The sequence below is a fragment of the Photobacterium sp. WH24 genome (genome assembly GCF_019204055.1).
In the GTDB taxonomy this organism is placed as follows: domain Bacteria; phylum Pseudomonadota; class Gammaproteobacteria; order Enterobacterales; family Vibrionaceae; genus Photobacterium; species Photobacterium arenosum.
Genome location: NZ_JAGSOZ010000003.1, coordinates 16,830 through 33,619, shown reverse-complemented (window position 1 = coordinate 33,619; position 16,790 = coordinate 16,830). Strand labels below are relative to the sequence as shown.

Sequence of the window (16,790 nt, the reverse complement as noted above, 5' to 3'; positions counted from 1 at the left end):
AATTTATATTATTGTTGCTACTTGACTGTTCTTGATATGTTACGTTCTATCAAGTCAGTCTTGAATGCTGGCATTAAAAAATAGGAGAAAGTAATGAAACTTAATGTAAAAAAAACTGTAGTCGCAAAATTATCGAAAGATGCAGACAACATGCCTGTTGAAATTGAACGTGAAGCAGCAGAGCAAGTTGCAGGTGGCTGGCCAACTTTATCAGTTGGCCTGTCTTGCATGAAAACAAAGCCTGTTCAAGCATCAAGTGAAAGTGAATAAATACCAAAAAGGAATATGACATAGTTGCTATTGAGCTAAATTATGTAATTAGTCTGTTTCCTGCTTTGTAATTGTGTTTATGGCAGATGTATACAAAGTTAAAATGTCTTACTGTCAGGCACTCAAAATAATAGAGTGCCTGATTTTTTTTCACATCTATCTTCTTCTGAGACAATAACCATGATCAATACTTCATCGCTATTGCATGTTTACCCCGGCTTCATTAATGATTTAATTCAGCATGTAGAGCGCTTTGATAGTCTCGGTAGTAGCAATGGAGGTGAGGTGTATGGATCCTTAATGGAACCATTGCTGCTTAAAGAGGCATTCGATGTTGAATCTCTCTCTGAAGACGTTATTTTTACATTGCTTACAAGTTTAAAGGAAGACAGCCGTCAGAATGGCTCTTCCAAATTTCGTCTTTATATTGAAGGAAAGGAAAACCAAGCGGAGGAAAAGAGGTTTATAGGAGAAGAAAGAGAAGCGTCAGAAAGCATTGAACAATTTTTTATGCGGGTTTCTGAAGGGAAGAAATTCGGTATCGTCATTAACGGTGTTCAACAGTGGTCAGATGATATTTCCCGGTTCGCTGCAAAAGTATTCAAGCCTTTAGTTGAAAGATATGGCTATTCATGCGCCTCTGTTGAAGCAACATTGTTTATGGGAAATTACGGATATACTCCATTTGGTATTCATGTTGATGATCCCTATACGCATGTTGTTCACTTTCATCTTGGTCCGGCGGCTAAATCGATGACACTCTTTGAACCGGAATTATTCCATCAACTAAACGGGCCAGAAAAAAATTGTTATCAACCTGAAGACCTGATCTCCTACGGGGATACATACGAAATAAGTGCAGGGTCTATGTTTCTTCTGCCTGCTAATTACTATCACGTGGGTAATACTCAGTCATTTTCTATTGGGCTGGCATTATCAATTTCCAAGAATCCAGAGAGTGCTATAACACAATTCCTGCTCTATGATGCAGTTAATGACAATCGCTTTGCAGGTGATGTTCACGAAGTGATAGAACGTTTAGAAATCAGTCAGATCACACTGGCTGAGTGGATGTCAGAAAGACTTGAAGATCACTGTCTGAGAAATAAAAGTCAAAAAGGGCTAAGATATTCTTTTATCGAACGCGAGGTTCCAGAATTTGAAAATAACACCGTATTTCTGCTTGATCCTGATTTCTCCATAGAGTTTACGGATAACGGGGAAAAAATAAGGGTTTTTTGTAGAGGGAATAAAATAAAGTTGTCTTCTGAAAATCAGTTTATAGGTTTCCTTCAGTGTCTTACTTCCCAAAAAGATACTTTTACAATTAGAAAATTATATGAGTATTTTAATGGCGAGGTTAATATGGATACGATAACTTTTTTAATTGCATTATTTTATTCATTTGGTGTGATTCATATACGCGAGTAGATTTTTAAATATTTTTATAAATATAATGGGAGTTAACTGATTCTGACAATAGCAAAAGGTATCTTAGGTTCACCTTTTGTCAGTGTCCAGGGTTAGTGGATCGGATCATATATAGTACGTACTCTGTCGCCATATTCAGTGGTTTTTTCTGCACCTGCGAAATTATTGATACTTGCTACTTTCTCAAGTGTTGGGATTTCTACTCTTGCCACTATACGCGTAATAATCAGAGCAACCACTCCTCGTCGAACTGGCCACTCATCCATGTATTTGTAGAAACCCTCAGCTCCATCAATTCTGCCAAGTGCCCCGATTACTCCGTGACTGCATGCCTCACAGGTTTGGTCCGAATCATGATTACCAGAATGAAGCTGAGCAGCGTGGTGATGGCAGCCGTTAAATAAAGTGGCCTGATCCCCCAATGATCTAATAGCCCGGCCCCTGCCATGGCACCTGCTCCGATGGCTCCGTTGAAGATAGCAGCATAAATCGCGGAAGCTGGTAATGCATCAGCTCCTGCTAATCGTATGATCCAGGCCTGAATTCCGACAAAGAGTATAGCGATGCCAAGGCCCCAGCCGGAGAGCAGCAAGAGTGCGATAATCCCATCTTTCACTGTGACTGTGCTGATCAACAGCAGACAGAGGGATACCAATAGCAGGCCGATGCTAAGCACAGCTTTCAGGTGTTTATCGATGAAGACTCCGCACAGTAAATTACCGAGTATTCCCGCAATGCCGAAGGCAAGCAGGCAGATGACGACCCAGTTTTGAGGAATGGCCAGTTCTGAGGAAAGCAGGACTTCGATGAAGGTAAAGGCAGCAAAGTGTGCAACGATACCGCATGCTGCAATCAGATATATCCGTCTTAAATCTGTATTGCGCAGCACCGAAACAAATTGGTTTCGGCTCAGAGAGGCAGTGCCGGCTACACGGGGAAGACTGAATGCCAGGGTAAGCGCGGTGGCGACAGAGAGTAACCCCAGTAAACCAAAGGACAATCGCCAGCCGGCGTCATGACTTATCCAGTTGATGAGCGGAACTCCGAGAACACTGGCAGTGGAGACGCCGCCAAAGATAATTGCAGTTGCCCGGCCAACGCGGTTCGAAGCGACCAGTTGTGCTCCCATTGTGCCAATCATCGCCCAGAAGGCACCATGCGCGAGTGCGCCCGCTAATCGGGCGATGAGAAGTACAGTGAAGCTATGGCTCGCTGCCGACACGGCGTTAGAGATTCCCAGTAAGAGCATCAGTCCGACTAACAGTGGCCGGCGGGGCAAATGGCTGATAGTCATCACAGACAATAATGCGGCTGCAGCGCCCAGCCACGCATACAGGGTGACAACTAATCCAGTCACACTGGTATTCTGATCCAGATCGGCAGCAATGGCTGACAGCATACCAATGGGGGCTAATTCAGTGGTGACCACAGTAAATGCAGCGACCCCGAGCATGGAAACGGCCGCCCAGTTGCGCCAACCCGTAGCGTTGGATGTATTCATGAGTTGACTCATTCCATTTCCTCGGAGGTGTAACGGTCACCTGTCGGCTGAAAATCCCCTGTGGCTTGTTGTTGTGGATTCAGATCATCAGAGGTCAGAGTGATACTGGCTCTTTGCGGCCCATAGACTTCGCTCATGGCCATACAGCTCAGTCCTATCGCAGACACTTCAAGCCCTTGGCTCAGAAAACGCTTTCGCATGATTATTTCTCCTTGGTTCGTTTTATGATTCTCAATATACTTTCCGAAACTGGAGGTTTGTATGGCAAAATATGGTAGTCCAATTTCCGATATAGGAAAAAGGGGAAGGCATAACACGTTGAACTGGGATGATGCCAGGATTTTTCTGGCTATTGCCCGGTCAGGTACCTTAAGTGGCGCCTCAAAAGCGCTGGGAATTGGGTTAGCAACAACATCGCGTCGTATAGAACGGCTGGAGGCAGCGCTGGGACTGAGCCTGTTCATTCGTGATCAAATCGGCTACAGGCTGACAGATGAAGGAGTGATGCTGATTGCTCAGGCAGAGGCACTAGAGCAAGCTGGCCATGCGTTTGGTGCGGCTGCTCAGGGCAGCAATGATGAAGTGGCGGGGCATGTTCGCCTGGCAACAGCGCAAGGCCTGGCGGATCATCTTATTATTCCTGCACTTCCTCAGTTAATGTCATCACACACCAATCTGACCATCGAGATTGTCACCGGTGTCTCAACGGTTAACTTGCATCGATATGATGCTGACATGGCAATACGTATGGTCAGGCCGGAGCGTGGCAATGTGAGTATCCGGCGGTTAGGTGAGCTCGGTTTTGGCCTGTATGCATCACAAGAGTATTTGCTGCAGAGAGTCACACCGAAAGGCGGTGAGTCGTTTGAAGATAATGAGTTTATTGGCTGGTCTGAGAGCCAGCAGCACCTTCCGGCGGCACAGTGGTTAGAAAAAAGGTTGCGTGGAAAGCCTTGTCGCCTGACCACCACCAGCATGTCATCTCAGGTAACAGCGGTTCAAGCTGGAGCGGGGATAGCCGTTCTCCCTCATTTTATTGCTCAAAAGCAGGGACTGACTTGTGTCCAGAGTGATATAGGGTGTAGTCAGCCGATTTGGCTGGCGATTCATTCCGATCTGGCACACTCCAGAAGAGTACGGCTTGTTGCCGATTTTCTGAGTGATCTTGTTCTTCAGAATAAAGGGCTGTTGGTGAGCGGGCACGCATGCTGAGTTCTGATTATTAATATGGGAGTTGGATTTTTCTGTTTATCCACTTACTTTCGTTGATTTCATTTTGTGACTCTGGTTGCTTATTGTTGTTTTTGTTACCACTAAACTTGTTGTGCTTACCTTCAACAGGTAATGAGTTTGCGAAATTCAACTGGAATAATAAGGATAATACAATGAGAGTGCTAATTTTGTTGTTGGTTACCCTGTTCGTGAGTAATACGGTAATGGCTCATGGCGGCGGTTGTCGAAAGAGCTCACCACCCGGTCAGTGCTGCCATAAGGATAATCGTACCGGCACAGTGCACTGTCATTAGGCCAATGACAGTGCGATAGAAACGCTGCAAACTTCAAAATAATTTTACTTATCAGAATGCCATTCGCTAATTTCTCCAATCGTTTTAGTCAACATACTTGAATCCAATGCTTCACAAACTTAGGGGATAATTCAGGAACAATTGTCAGGTTGTCGGCGCCGGGAGCGCCTGCAACCGGTCCGGATGTTCGCGCCTCAGCTTTAACGCTGTTTCCTGCCTACATTGCAGCATATATGGTCATAGCCTATTTTTTATGTAGTTTTACCTGAATATGGGATATGCCATGTGTTGAACTAGCCTCAGGCAGTGTGTCTGTATGAGTTTCAAAGACTCTGCAAGTCTGCCGAGCGGTGATAGCAGACAATATCACGTTGCTAGTGTCCGCTTAGGGTAACTTATTTAAGTTTCTTGAGAGGATACACTCCTTATACGCGATCCCATTGTGATGGAAAGCCCATGAAGAAAACCGCTTTTCGGCCCCATGAGCGAGGGCATCCGACTCAACTGCCCAAAGAATATGTCGATTGGATCACGCAACCGATAACCCGATTTCTACGCATTGAGGCTGCCGCTGGTGCTGTTCTGCTTTTCTTTACTCTGGTTGCTCTTGCCCTGTCAAATTCCCCCTGGGGGGAGGTTTTTCTGTCCCTGTGGGACATATCCATAGGGATAACACTGGGGTCAGTCGAGTTTGAGCGTTCACTTCAGGAATGGGTCAATGACGCTTTTATGACATTGTTTTTCTTCTTGGTTGCACTGGAACTTAAACGTGAAATCGTACTGGGAGAATTAAAAAACCCGCGTTTAGCGATGCTGTCTATTTCAGGGGCACTCGGTGGCATGCTGGTTCCGGCATTAATTTACCTGGCTTTTCTACAGGGCCAGCCCGGGCAAAATGGTTGGGGAATAGTGATGGCGACAGATACCGCCTTTGTTATTGCCTGCCTCATTTTACTCGGGCCACGCGTTCCGAAAAGTTTGCGGATATTTATGCTTTCTTTAGCGATTATTGATGACATTGGTGCCATTGTAGTCGTGGCTGTCGGTTACGGGGAAAACATTAGTTTTTATTATATTGGGCTTGCAGTGATCGGGTTTATTGCGGTGAGGGTCATGGCTGCGCTCGGTATACGCAGTATCGCTGTGTATTCGTTAATGGGTGGCCTTATCTGGCTGGCGGTAGATGCGTCAGGCGTGCATCCAACTGTCACTGGCGTGATCCTGGGGCTGATGACGCCTACAGGCCGGTGGGTCAACGAAGAGCGTTTGTTGACAATTATGGAATGTGTCGTGCCCTTGCCTTTGGCAAACCAGCATGATGTGAATGTGAACGATCGCCAAATCTTAAAGACCGCAGAAGCGGCGGCGCGTGAGGCCCTTTCCCCGCTGGAGCGGTTGGAAATGCTGCTGCACCCCTGGGTCGGTTTTGTCATCATGCCGCTTTTTGCCTTTGCCAATGCTGGTGTTGTCATTTCTTTTTCAGAGCAGTCCGGCTCGTTGTATATGGCTATTTTTGCCGGTCTTGTCATTGGCAAGCCCGTCGGTATTATTTTATTCAGCGGGCTGGCAACGTATACCAAACTGGCAGTGCGGCCGCCTGATTTGTCCTGGCTCTATCTTGCGGCAGGGGGGATGCTTGCCGGGATCGGGTTCACTATGTCGCTGTTTATTGCTCATCTGGCCTTGAGTCCCGCGCTGGTGGATGTTGCAAAGCTTGGTATTTTATCCGCTTCTTTATTCTCTGCTCTGGCGGGAATCATACTGCTCAGTTGGCTCATTAAGCGTGACGGCTTGCGCAAGAAGGGGAAAGCATCGCGTTAAATAATGAACCTGCTCTGCTTATGAACCGAAATCCACTGTATTTCGAGAAACAATATCGCTAAGCCTGAATGCGATCTTTTTACGCTTTTTTTACGCGAACTCTCAGGGGCCATTTGCTAGAGTGTCCCCACTGATTGTTGATTGACTCTGAACTATGTTTGCTCACTGGCGAAACAGCTATTTTCTTTTTTCTTTCATGGTGTTGGCGAGTGCGCTGCTGGCCTCGTGGCTGATTGATCTGGCGCTGGGCTCTACGATAGCGGTTCTGCTGATTTTACAACTTGCTGTTGTGGTGGTGGCGTTACAATGTACGGCGCGTTTTGCTTACGGTTTCGCGGTGATAGAAGCCTTGAGTTTCAATTTCTTGTTTACCACACCCCGTTATTCACTTCAGATGTTCCATGCGGAGGATATTATTAATCTGGTTGTTTTTATTATCGTGGCACTGACAACCAGCCAGCTTGCAGAGCATTACCGTCGCCAGCAGGATGAATTGAAAAAAGCCAAACTGCGCAACAGTATTTTGCTCTCGGTTTCCCATGATCTCAGAACGCCTTTAGCGACCATTATCGGTACGCTCACAACGCTTAATGAATATATGCCCAAACTCAGTGAGGGTGAAAAAAGTGAATTGCTTAACAGCGCCACAGCAGAAAGCCATCGTTTGCATCAGTATATTGAGAATCTTTTGCAAGCGACCAAGCTGCAACATGGCGCGCTGAAAATAACCAGAAATGATGAGTCCCTCGCTGATATTGTCCATCAGGCTATTTTGCGATTACCTGAAGCCAGGAACAGGTTCAGGGTGCAGGTACAAGGCCAGTTATCCCGCATTTTGGTGAGCGGCGTACTTATTGAACAAGCCCTGTTTAATGTATTGGATAATGCATTACGTTTTTCACCAAAACATCAATCCGTGGTGGTCACGCTGTTTCAGGAATCGGCTTATATTGTGATTGATATTCAGGACAAAGGCGTCGGCATCAAGAGCGATGAAGCGGCGCGGATCTTCGATCTCTTTTATTCAAGCGCTACCAAGAAAACGGCAGATTCAGGATCTGGCTTAGGTCTGGCTGTCGCGAAAGGCATTATTACCGCCCACCAGGGGCTGATTGAGTCTGTACCTGTGTCGGAAGGATGCCTGATCCGAATCCGCTTACCGATCGATCAGCCCTCAAGCAGTCCTCAAGGTGAAAAATCGTGAGCTATAAAATTTTAGTGGTGGATGACGAGCCTCAGATCCACACCTTTATTCGAATTTCGCTTGCCGCTGAGGGATTTGACTATCTTGGGGCTGACAGTATTCAGTCCGCCACAGCGTGTTTTCAGGCCCATACTCCTCATGTGGTCGTTCTGGATCTCGGTCTGCCTGATGGCGATGGCGCGGCTTTTTTGGCCAGCCTTCGGCAAACACATAAAACCCCGGTACTGATTCTGACTGCCCGCGATCAGGAAGAAGAAAAGATCCGTTTACTCGAAGCCGGAGCGAACGATTATCTGAGCAAACCCTTTGGCATCAAGGAGCTGATCGCGCGTATCAAAGTGCTGGTCAGAGATTTGGTCGATGATCAGGTTACCAATGATGAAATTCTCTGCGGCAGGCTGAAAATAGTAAAAAGCACCCATCAATTCTGGCTGGACAGTCACGAAATACCGTTAACAAAGAAGGAATTTGCCTTTGTTGAACAGCTTATTCTGCAACCGGGCAAACTGGTGAAACAATCGTATCTGCTCGATGTGATTTGGGGTAAAAGCCATCGCGATGACACACATTATCTGCGCATTTTGGTCAGCCAGCTGCGCAAGAAACTCAATGACAGTGCAGACGAGCAACAGTTGATCAAAACGGAATCCGGGCTGGGTTATCGTTTGGTTCTTGGCCAATCCGATAGCGGTTAATCGCTGACATTTCTGCCATTTCGCTTGCTTTGCGGAATTGGCGAACTTACTCCTTCATTTTTGGAAAAAATAACTAAGGTATTGTAATGGCACATTTTACAGTCATTGGCTTAGGGCGCTTTGGTGTGGCTGCCAGCCTGGAATTGATCCACCTAGGGCACACGGTGACAGGGGTAGACAGAGACCCGAAGATTGTCGAGAAGTATGTCGAAGAGCTCACGCAAGCTGTGATATGCGACTCCTCCGATGAAAGTGCGTTAAGGGAACTGGACCTGGCAAACAGTGAAGCTGTGCTGGTGGCTATCGGCGAAGATATGCAATCGAGCCTGCTGTGTACTTTGGCGCTGAAGAACCTCGGGGTGAAGGAAATCTGGGTCAAAGCGAGTACCAAAGCGCATCACACCATAGTGTCGAAACTGGGTGTACAGCGCATTATTCATCCGGAAGAAGAGATGGGGATCCGCGTTGCCCAGTCGCTCAATTATCCTATGGTCAATAACTATCTGGCGATCGGGCATGGCTTATACGTGGTGGAAATTCATGTGAAACCTGCGCTGCATGATGCACCGGTATCCCGGGTGCTAGGCGATGCCAGAGGCAGTGTGCAGGCTGTTCTGATTAAGCGGGAACAGGATGTGTTCACCGACATTAACGCGAACTTCTTACTTAAAGAAAACGATATACTCCTGCTCTGTGGCACCCGGGCGGAGCTGAAGTATATCGCGCCAAGGTTGGTGTAACATGGTGTTGTGGCATCCGTCCGTCTCTCCCATTGAGCGTAAACCCAAGGCGGGGAAAAAGCTGCTGGGCGCACCGCCCTTCATACTTAGTGGCAGCTTTTTACTGTTAATTCTTATTGGTGCCGGGCTGCTGAAACTGCCCATTGCCACTCACGAGCCTATCAGCTGGGTGCAAAGCCTGTTTACGGCAACCTCGGCGGTAACGGTCACCGGACTGGTAGTGGTTGATACCGGCACTGTGTTTACGCCATTTGGCCAAACTGTGATTGCCCTGCTTATTCAGTGCGGAGGGCTTGGTTTAATGACCTTTGCGATAGTGACCTTAATTGCGCTGGGTGGGAAAATCGGCTTTTTAGAACGCACGGTCGCCCGGGAAGCCTTTAACCAGACCGACTCATCGACGCTGGCCACCACCGCCAAATCCGTACTGGGGTTTGCTTTGGTCGTCGAACTGATAGGTATCGCTGTGTTAACCCTGTACTGGCAGGAGGAGTTAGGCTGGCAGACGAGCTTGTTTCACGGGTTTTTCTATACCATCAGCGCCTTCAATAATGCCGGTTTTGCGTTAAGTGCAGACAGTTTAATGCCCTATGTGGATGATCCTGTTGTGAATATCACGATTACCGGCTTGTTCATTATTGGCGGCCTGGGCTTTTCGGTCTGGATGGATCTCAAGCGCCATCGCTGCTGGTCACGCCTGACGGTGTACAGCCGGATGATGATATCAGGCACAGTCATCATTAATCTGGTGGCATTAATCGCCATTTATCTGATTGAGTATGACAACCCGAATACGCTGGCCCCTTTGAGTGAATCCGGCAAGTGGCTGGCATCCTGGTTTCAGGCGGTGACGCCGCGTACGGCAGGTTTCAATACTCTGGCCATTGATCAGCTAGAAGATGCGACTACCTCGATTCTGCTCATGCTGATGTTCATTGGTGGCGGTTCGCTAAGCACGGCAAGCGGGATCAAAGTGGTGACTTTTATCGTGCTCATTCTAGCGACATACGCCTATTTACGGCGCGATGAAGCGGTTGATGTGTTTAAACGCGAAATCACCAAAGAAACCATCAGCAAGGCGCTGGCGCTGACCTTAATCTCTGCCGGTGTAACCTGGCTGGCCATTTTTGCCCTGTTACTCAGTGAAAACGCGCCCATGCTGGATATTGTCTTTGAAGCCGTGTCTGCGCTGGGAACGGTGGGCCTGTCCAGAGGGCTAACCGGTAATCTTTCCGTCGCTGGCGAATTTATCATTATCTTTGTGATGTTCATGGGCAGGTTAGGTCCACTGACGCTGGCATACTTTTTAGCCAGCCCCAGAAAGAAAAAAATTCGCTACCCTGAAACCAAACTGGCTATCGGCTAGTGTGATTTGTGCTGGCCGGGAAACGGTTAACGCATTCCAGCCAGTACATTGGTCAGGCGTTGATGGGCAAATATCCCCAACATTTTCTGCAACTTGCTCATTTATCGCCATAATTAGACGTAGTCATCATAAAAAAGTGACAACACATTTTTCGAGCCGACTGGGGTAAGGAGACCAAATGAAGCATCAGTTGTTGGGGTTAAGTTTGACGGTGATATTAACGATTCAGCTTTCGGGGTGCGGTGTGTTGCTACACCCTGAACGAAAAGGTCAGCGGGGCGGTCAGGTGGATCCGGCTATTGCCGTTTTGGATGCGGCGGGCTTGCTCTTATTTGTTGTGCCCGGGTTGATCGCTTTCGGGGTGGATTTGTATTACGGCACGATTTACTTGCCGGGAACAGCCAAAACTTTAAATGAAGAAGAACTGAACAGGCTAAGGACAGTCGATGGGCAGATTCAGCCAGAACAGCTCGCCAGGTTTGTTTCAGAGCAAACTGGTCAGGTTATCCATGCTGAAGAAATGTTGTCCTATCCGGTCGGCTCAGTGGATGAGTTAACCTTTATGCTTGCTGAGGTACCAAAGAAGACCTCCTCTTAGATTGATGGCAGTATTATCAAAGGTATATTGCTAAAGGTATCTTACTGTCGATGGGTAGTGATCCTGAATATCAACACCAGCGCTCACGGCTGATGCTTTAAGTATTGCTACTCATCTGACTGCCAGGGTTCACTATGCATGGCGCGAGTTTCAACAAGGTAGGACAATACATCATACATTTCTGGCGTTATGCAGAAGCAGGTGTTGATATTTGGTCTTTGACGTGCTCAATGAAAAGCTCGACCGATCGGGATAGCCTGTTTGGATTCCATACCATATGAATATCCCAGCTTGTTTCTTTTGGAAACGGGATTAATTGAATGGCGTCATAAATTCCGAGAATTGATTTTTTCGGTAAAATAGCAACACCTGTATTGGATAAGATCAATGTAATAATGGTTTGCAAATCTGCTGAAATATTGGTGATCTTGTATGTTCTGTTTTTTAACAGAGACATAGTATTCAAATTGATCTGAGATTTACTGTGATTACTCATCATCAGCAAATTATATTTCTGTAAATAGAAGTCAATATGATCACTGTCATACTGGCTTTTTGAAACAGCTAGAACAAATTCATCACTTGAAACACGAATACTGCCGAGTGACTGCGAGGCTGGTTTTCTCATGAAGCCAATGTCTAAGGAACCTGAAAGTAATTGATCTTCTTGATCTTGTGAGCATATATCTGACAGGGAAATAGAAATGTTACTGTGTTTCTTCTGGAAGTCACGAATAAAAACCGGCAGGAAGTCATTACTTGATTTACCAAAACCAATAGATAAAGGTGTCAGGTTATTCTGTGAGATGCTGGATATCAATTCATCTGTTTTCTTAATATGCCGATTTAACGCTGTGATTTCATTAATGACGAGTTTACCTGTATCTGACAGGACCACGCCCTGGCTATCTCTGACAAACATTTCAATCTCATAGGCATCTTCAAAATTTTTAATCTGTTTTGACAGTGCAGGTTGAGAAATACAAAGTATCTGTGATGCAACCCTGAAGCTCTTCACTTTTGCAAGGATTTCAATAGAGCGTAAATGTTTTGGATTAACCTTCATAACTTTAAGTTATCGCCATTAAAATAAAATCACTATGCACTATAGCATAAACGTAGATAATTCTGATATCGAACACTGATGAATGGGTTTTATATGCAATATTGTGTGCTGGTGAAAGAAGAAGTGCTGGTTTTTGAAGAGATCCATGCAGAAAACGCATCGGATATCATCTTTAGCTTATTCAGGCAGGGGTTTGTATTAGCGCCTGTATTAATTGAGGCAAACAACGCAGAGAATGCAAGAGCGTGTTATCAGCATCGTTATGAATGGAAGGATGTTTCCACTGCATTTCAGCAGAAAAAGGTATTGGTATGTTAGTTTTTATTGGATGAATACCAGAATTCATCAAAAGGTGCCAGACGTTGCGGTTAATCGCTGCGCTAACAGTTAAGAAGAAATCCGTGTGTTCACTGTCGGATTGACTGACAGCGGAGCACACGGAAATCGACGTGAAAGTGTTGACGGATTATTTCAGGGCAGCATTCAAAATCGCATAGGCGGCTTTGATGCGTTCGCCGTTGGGATAATTCTTGTTGGCCAGAATCACGATGCCGGTTTGCTCGGCAGGTATATAGGCGACATAAGCGCCGAATCCGCCGGTTGAACCCGTTTTGTTCACCCAGATGTTCTCTGGCAGAGGTTTGGGTGACGCGATTGCATCAATAGGCATCGGGTTGAGAATGGTCTCAGTGGAATTTCCCGCCAGCAAGGTGTTCAGTGATGCCGGATAATCATACATTTCCCAGGCCAGCCCTTGCGTCAGGGTGCTGGACCGATAGTAACCTGTCTTGGTATTTGCCAGCGCTTGCTTCATCAGAGGCTGGACAGAAACTGTCCCGATATTGGCTTCGATATAGCGCACCATATCCGCACTGGTCGATTTAACACCGTAGGCTTCAGCATCCAGAACACCGGGATTGACTCTGACAGCGTCGCCAGCAGCGTTGTAGCCAAAGGCGTATTCGTGCATTTTATCTTCCGGCACATTGACAAAGGTGCTGGACATCCCGAGTTCCGGCAGGATGAGATTTTCCATCAGCGCCGGGTAGGCATCCCCCATACTCTGAGCGGCGAGATAGCCAAACAGGCCAATGCTCGGATTAGAGTACAGCCTGTGAGTACCTGCCGGAAAGGCAGGCTGCCAATGGCGATAATAGTTCAGCATGCTCGTGTGGTTCGTGACGCTGTCAGGGAACTGAAGCGGCAACCCTCCAGCCGAGTAAGTGGCTAACTGAATTAACGGCGTGTTTCCAATCGTACTGCCTTTTAGCGCCGGTAAATACTTCGACACCTGATCGTCGAACGATAGTTTTCCTTGCTGTTGGGCATAGCTGGCCAGCGTCGCGGCAAAGGTTTTACTGACCGAACCCAGTTCAAAAATAGTGTTCTCCGACACGGGCTGCTGTTGCTGAACATCTGCCAGCCCATAGTTATAGTAATAGGTTTTGCCTTTGATAGTGATGCCAAAGGTTATACCCGGAATCTGGTAGGTGTCCATTAATCGTTCAGCTTGCTGATCCACGGCCTTGCGGAGCGTTGCTTCCTTCCCAGTTGTCTGACTGTAGGCAGGTGATGCGGCTGAGGCCAGAAATGCAGCAAAGAGTATCAATGATCGAGTATTGCAGATGGTGCTTTTCATTGTGACTTCTTAATGAGTATAAGGTGAATGTTAATTATCGGCCCCCATGGAGACAGGGCGGATATTAAAGTGAGTCAATTTGATGCACAATGTGCGAAATCTAATAAGAGCAATAAGAAAATCTAGGGTCAGAAAGTCTGAGGTCACAGGAATGAATATTACCCACCTGCCGCTGAACGCGATTCGTGCTTTCTTAGTGTCGGCAAAACATCTGAATTTTACCAAGGCAGCGGTTGAGCTGTGCGTGACTCAGGCTGCAGTCAGTCAGCAGGTGAAAATGCTGGAGTCCCAGCTGGGCGTGTCTTTATTTATACGTCAGTCCCGGGGGTTAAATTTATCAGAAGAAGGCATGATGCTGCTGCCTGTGGTGCAAGGGGCGTTCGACAATCTGTCTGAAGCTCTGGACATGCTGGCGCAGGGTATCCACCGGGAAGTGGTCTCTGTGGGTGTGGTCGGTACATTCGCGGTGAACTGGCTGCTTCCCCGAATTGCTGATTTTCAGGCACGGTATCCCCTGATTGACCTGCGCATCTCAACCAATAACAACACGGCCGATCCGGTCGCTGAAGGTCTGGATTATCTGATCCGTTTCGGGAAAGGCAGCTGGCATGCCACGGAGGCGACTGAGCTTTTTCCCGCGCCGTTTACTGTCCTGTGTCCACCGGGAATCGGCCAGGCATTGGCCTCGCCGAGAGATGTGTTGAACTACACCTTATTGCGCTCCTACCAACCCGATGAATGGCAACTGTGGCTGAATGAAGCCAAAGTGGCAGTGCCAAAAGCGAAACTGAGTGCCATAGTGTTCGATTCTTCAATCGCCATGATCGAAGCGGCAATTCAGGGCTATGGTGTGGCACTGGCCCCACCTGTCATGTTTGAAAGGCTGTTGATGGAAGAAAAGCTGGTGCAGCCGTTTGATCTTTATCTGCATAAGGGGTCTTACTGGCTCACCAGGCTGCATGCGCAGAAAGAGAGCCAAGCGCAAATTAATTTTAAACAATGGTTGCTCGCCTGTGCCAGTGAAGCGTGCAGCACCTCAGTATGAGCAGCGATGCCGGGCTTGGTTTTCTTCACTGATCAGACAGGCTTCCGTCAGCAGCTGGCTGATCCATTCCTGAAGTACATTGACCCGTAAAGAGAGGTTTTTCCGGCTTGGATACAGGAACGAAAGCGGGATGGGGCTGGGTTGGTAGTCGGGCAAGACCTCCTGCAATGTATTGTTTTCTAATAAATGCAGTACATCATATTTTGGGATTTCAATAATGCCTATGCCAGCTAAAGCGCTGGCGATATAGGCTTCTGCATTGTCAACTGTGACCCGGCTTTGCATGGGCACCGAGACAGTTTCCCCATCTGAATGGTATTCAAGACTTGCCTGCTGGGCTGGCATCTGGATGGCGTAATGGATGAGATGGTGCTGACTTAAGGCTTCCATGTTGGCCGGAATGCCAAATTTAGCTAAGTACGCCGGACTGGCACAGTAAATGACTGCCAGATCGCCGAGTTTTTTGCATATCAGCTCTGAATCGGATAATTCACCGACCCGGATAACACAATCAACCCCTTCAGCCACCAGATCAGCCAGCCGGTCTTTCATGCTGAGTTCGATGTTAATCCTGGGGTACCGGGATAAAAAATCAGGGAGAGCAGGGATCACGATACGTCGGGCAATCCGGCTGGGCATGTCGATACGCAGTCGTCCTTGTACCTGATGGGGGGCAGTATGAAACATTCGTTCCGAAGCGTTAAATGTCTGCACAACATGGCTGGCTGTGTCCTGATAGCGAAGCCCGTCCTGAGTTGGCGTCAGTTTGCGTGTGGTACGGTGTAATAACTGAACACCCAGCCGGTTTTCTAATGTTTGTATCACAGTCGAAACCGTCGATCTTGGCATATTTAACGCTTCCGCAGCTTTGGTGAAACTGCCACTTTCCAAGACCTGAATAAAAACTTCTATTTGCTGGATTCTGTCCATCTTGTCTCTGCCATTGTTCGTAAACGCTGACAGGTTCTGTCAGGAATTCGGATTTATCTAGTGTAGAACACTCACTATAGTCATTCAGTGCTGTTATGAAAATGGATATAGGGAGAGAGAGCATGTCTAGAAATAGTATTGAAGGTAAAGTTGTGCTGATTGCGGGCGGGGCGAAAAACCTGGGGGGATTACTGGCTCGCGAATTTGCCCGGCAAGGCGCGAAAGCTGTGGCTATTCACTATAACAGCGATGCGACCCAAGCTGCTGCAGAGGAAACCGTTGCGGCCGTCCGGGCTACCGGCGCCGAAGCTGTCGCGTTTCAGGCCGATTTAACCAAGGCGGCGGCAATGGAGAAACTGTTCAACGATGTTGTTGCTTCTGTGGGGCGACCTGACATTGCAATTAATACTGTAGGTATGGTTGTGAAACAACCGATCATGGAGGTAACTGAAGCTGTCTTTGATCAATCTTGCGCAGTCAATGTGAAAACGGCCTTTTTCTTCCTTAAAGAAGCAGGAAATCATGTGAACGATAACGGCAAAATCTGCACGATTGTCACGTCACTGCTTGGTGCTTATACGCCTTTCTATGCGGCTTATGAAGGTTTGAAAGCTCCTGTCGAGCACTTTACCCGCTCGGCGTCGAAAGAGTTTGGGGCGAGAGGAATTTCAGTAACGGCGATCGGTCCTGGCCCGATGGATACGCCTTTCTTTTATCCGGCAGAAGAGAAAGAAGCGGTTGAATACCATAAAACGGCTGCGGCACTTTCGCCATTCTCAAAAACCGGTCTGACTGATATCGAAGATATTGCTCCCTGGATCGTATTCATGGTCTCAGACGGGTGGTGGATGACAGGTCAGACGATTTTGGTCAATGGTGGCTATACCACGAAATAAACCATGACCGGCAGCGGGCAAGCTCGGAAAATCAAGCCCGCTGTTTATCTGGCCGGGACACC

17 protein-coding genes are annotated in these 16,790 nt (G+C 47.4%); 12 read left to right on the top strand and 5 right to left on the bottom strand.

The features are described 5' to 3' along the window. Positions 1–93 precede the first annotated feature (93 nt). Both KCG43_RS04875 and KCG43_RS04870 read left to right on the top strand, forming a co-directional pair. A complete protein-coding gene (locus KCG43_RS04875) occupies positions 94–270 on the top strand; it encodes a hypothetical protein (protein ID WP_192014770.1) in 177 nt (58 codons plus the stop codon). A gap of 300 nt (positions 271–570) precedes the next feature. Beyond that, complete coding sequence (locus tag KCG43_RS04870) at positions 571–1,701, top strand: hypothetical protein (protein WP_218383660.1); 1,131 nt, start codon at positions 571–573, stop codon at positions 1,699–1,701. A 313-nt stretch (positions 1,702–2,014) separates the two neighbouring features. Here KCG43_RS04870 and KCG43_RS04865 read toward each other — a convergent pair whose 3' ends face one another. Together KCG43_RS04865 and KCG43_RS04860 are read right to left on the bottom strand one after the other, a co-directional pair. Further along, positions 2,015–3,214, bottom strand: a complete 1,200-nt coding sequence (locus tag KCG43_RS04865; RefSeq protein WP_192014772.1) for an MFS transporter — start codon at positions 3,212–3,214, stop codon at positions 2,015–2,017. Next, positions 3,211–3,402: a hypothetical protein gene (locus tag KCG43_RS04860; RefSeq protein WP_218383898.1), complete on the bottom strand. Its 192-nt coding sequence runs from the start codon at positions 3,400–3,402 to the stop codon at positions 3,211–3,213. Before KCG43_RS04860 ends, KCG43_RS04865 begins: the two co-directional genes overlap by 4 nt. 61 nt (positions 3,403–3,463) lie before the next feature. Between KCG43_RS04860 and KCG43_RS04855 the strand changes: the two genes are divergently transcribed. From KCG43_RS04855 to KCG43_RS04825, 7 genes are all read left to right on the top strand, one after another. Next, complete coding sequence (locus KCG43_RS04855; RefSeq protein WP_218383658.1) at positions 3,464–4,414, top strand: LysR family transcriptional regulator; 951 nt, start codon at positions 3,464–3,466, stop codon at positions 4,412–4,414. A 770-nt stretch (positions 4,415–5,184) separates the two neighbouring features. Beyond that, positions 5,185–6,549, top strand: coding sequence for a Na+/H+ antiporter NhaA (gene nhaA, locus KCG43_RS04850; protein ID WP_218383657.1), 1,365 nt, complete (start codon positions 5,185–5,187; stop codon positions 6,547–6,549). A 154-nt stretch (positions 6,550–6,703) separates the two neighbouring features. Beyond that, on the top strand, positions 6,704–7,753 hold the full coding sequence (locus tag KCG43_RS04845; protein WP_218383656.1) for a DUF4118 domain-containing protein: 1,050 nt from the start codon (positions 6,704–6,706) through the stop codon (positions 7,751–7,753). Next, positions 7,750–8,448 carry a response regulator transcription factor gene (locus KCG43_RS04840; RefSeq protein ID WP_218383654.1) on the top strand — a complete coding sequence of 233 codons (699 nt, stop codon included), beginning with the start codon at positions 7,750–7,752 and terminating at the stop codon, positions 8,446–8,448. The genes KCG43_RS04845 and KCG43_RS04840 overlap by 4 nt, the downstream gene beginning before the upstream one ends. An 86-nt stretch (positions 8,449–8,534) precedes the next feature. Continuing rightward, on the top strand, positions 8,535–9,188 hold the full coding sequence (locus KCG43_RS04835) for a TrkA family potassium uptake protein (protein WP_027252715.1): 654 nt from the start codon (positions 8,535–8,537) through the stop codon (positions 9,186–9,188). Position 9,189: 1 nt separating this feature from the next. Next, on the top strand, positions 9,190–10,554 hold the full coding sequence (locus KCG43_RS04830) for a TrkH family potassium uptake protein (protein WP_218383653.1): 1,365 nt from the start codon (positions 9,190–9,192) through the stop codon (positions 10,552–10,554). Positions 10,555–10,732: 178 nt separating this feature from the next. After that, positions 10,733–11,152, top strand: a complete 420-nt coding sequence (locus KCG43_RS04825) for a hypothetical protein (protein ID WP_218383647.1) — start codon at positions 10,733–10,735, stop codon at positions 11,150–11,152. Positions 11,153–11,339: 187 nt separating this feature from the next. Here KCG43_RS04825 and KCG43_RS04820 read toward each other — a convergent pair whose 3' ends face one another. After that, the gene (locus KCG43_RS04820) at positions 11,340–12,218 is read right to left on the bottom strand and encodes a LysR family transcriptional regulator (RefSeq protein WP_192014776.1); all 879 of its coding nucleotides are present in this window, start codon (positions 12,216–12,218) and stop codon (positions 11,340–11,342) included. A gap of 78 nt (positions 12,219–12,296) precedes the next feature. On the opposite strand from KCG43_RS04820, the gene KCG43_RS04815 reads away from it, so the two are divergent. After that, on the top strand, positions 12,297–12,536 hold the full coding sequence (locus KCG43_RS04815; protein ID WP_192014777.1) for a hypothetical protein: 240 nt from the start codon (positions 12,297–12,299) through the stop codon (positions 12,534–12,536). 148 nt (positions 12,537–12,684) lie between these two features. Here KCG43_RS04815 and ampC read toward each other — a convergent pair whose 3' ends face one another. Further along, positions 12,685–13,857, bottom strand: coding sequence for a class C beta-lactamase (gene ampC, locus KCG43_RS04810; protein ID WP_218383640.1), 1,173 nt, complete (start codon positions 13,855–13,857; stop codon positions 12,685–12,687). A 151-nt stretch (positions 13,858–14,008) separates the two neighbouring features. On the opposite strand from ampC, the gene KCG43_RS04805 reads away from it, so the two are divergent. Further along, positions 14,009–14,902, top strand: coding sequence for a LysR family transcriptional regulator (locus tag KCG43_RS04805; protein ID WP_218383638.1), 894 nt, complete (start codon positions 14,009–14,011; stop codon positions 14,900–14,902). On the opposite strand, the gene KCG43_RS04800 is transcribed toward KCG43_RS04805, so the two are convergent. Beyond that, complete coding sequence (locus tag KCG43_RS04800) at positions 14,894–15,832, bottom strand: LysR family transcriptional regulator (RefSeq protein ID WP_218383636.1); 939 nt, start codon at positions 15,830–15,832, stop codon at positions 14,894–14,896. The two genes, KCG43_RS04805 and KCG43_RS04800, sit on opposite strands and share 9 nt — an antisense overlap. 122 nt (positions 15,833–15,954) lie before the next feature. On the opposite strand from KCG43_RS04800, the gene KCG43_RS04795 reads away from it, so the two are divergent. Further along, a complete protein-coding gene (locus KCG43_RS04795) occupies positions 15,955–16,728 on the top strand; it encodes an SDR family oxidoreductase (RefSeq protein WP_192014781.1) in 774 nt (257 codons plus the stop codon). Positions 16,729–16,790: the final 62 nt, after the last annotated feature.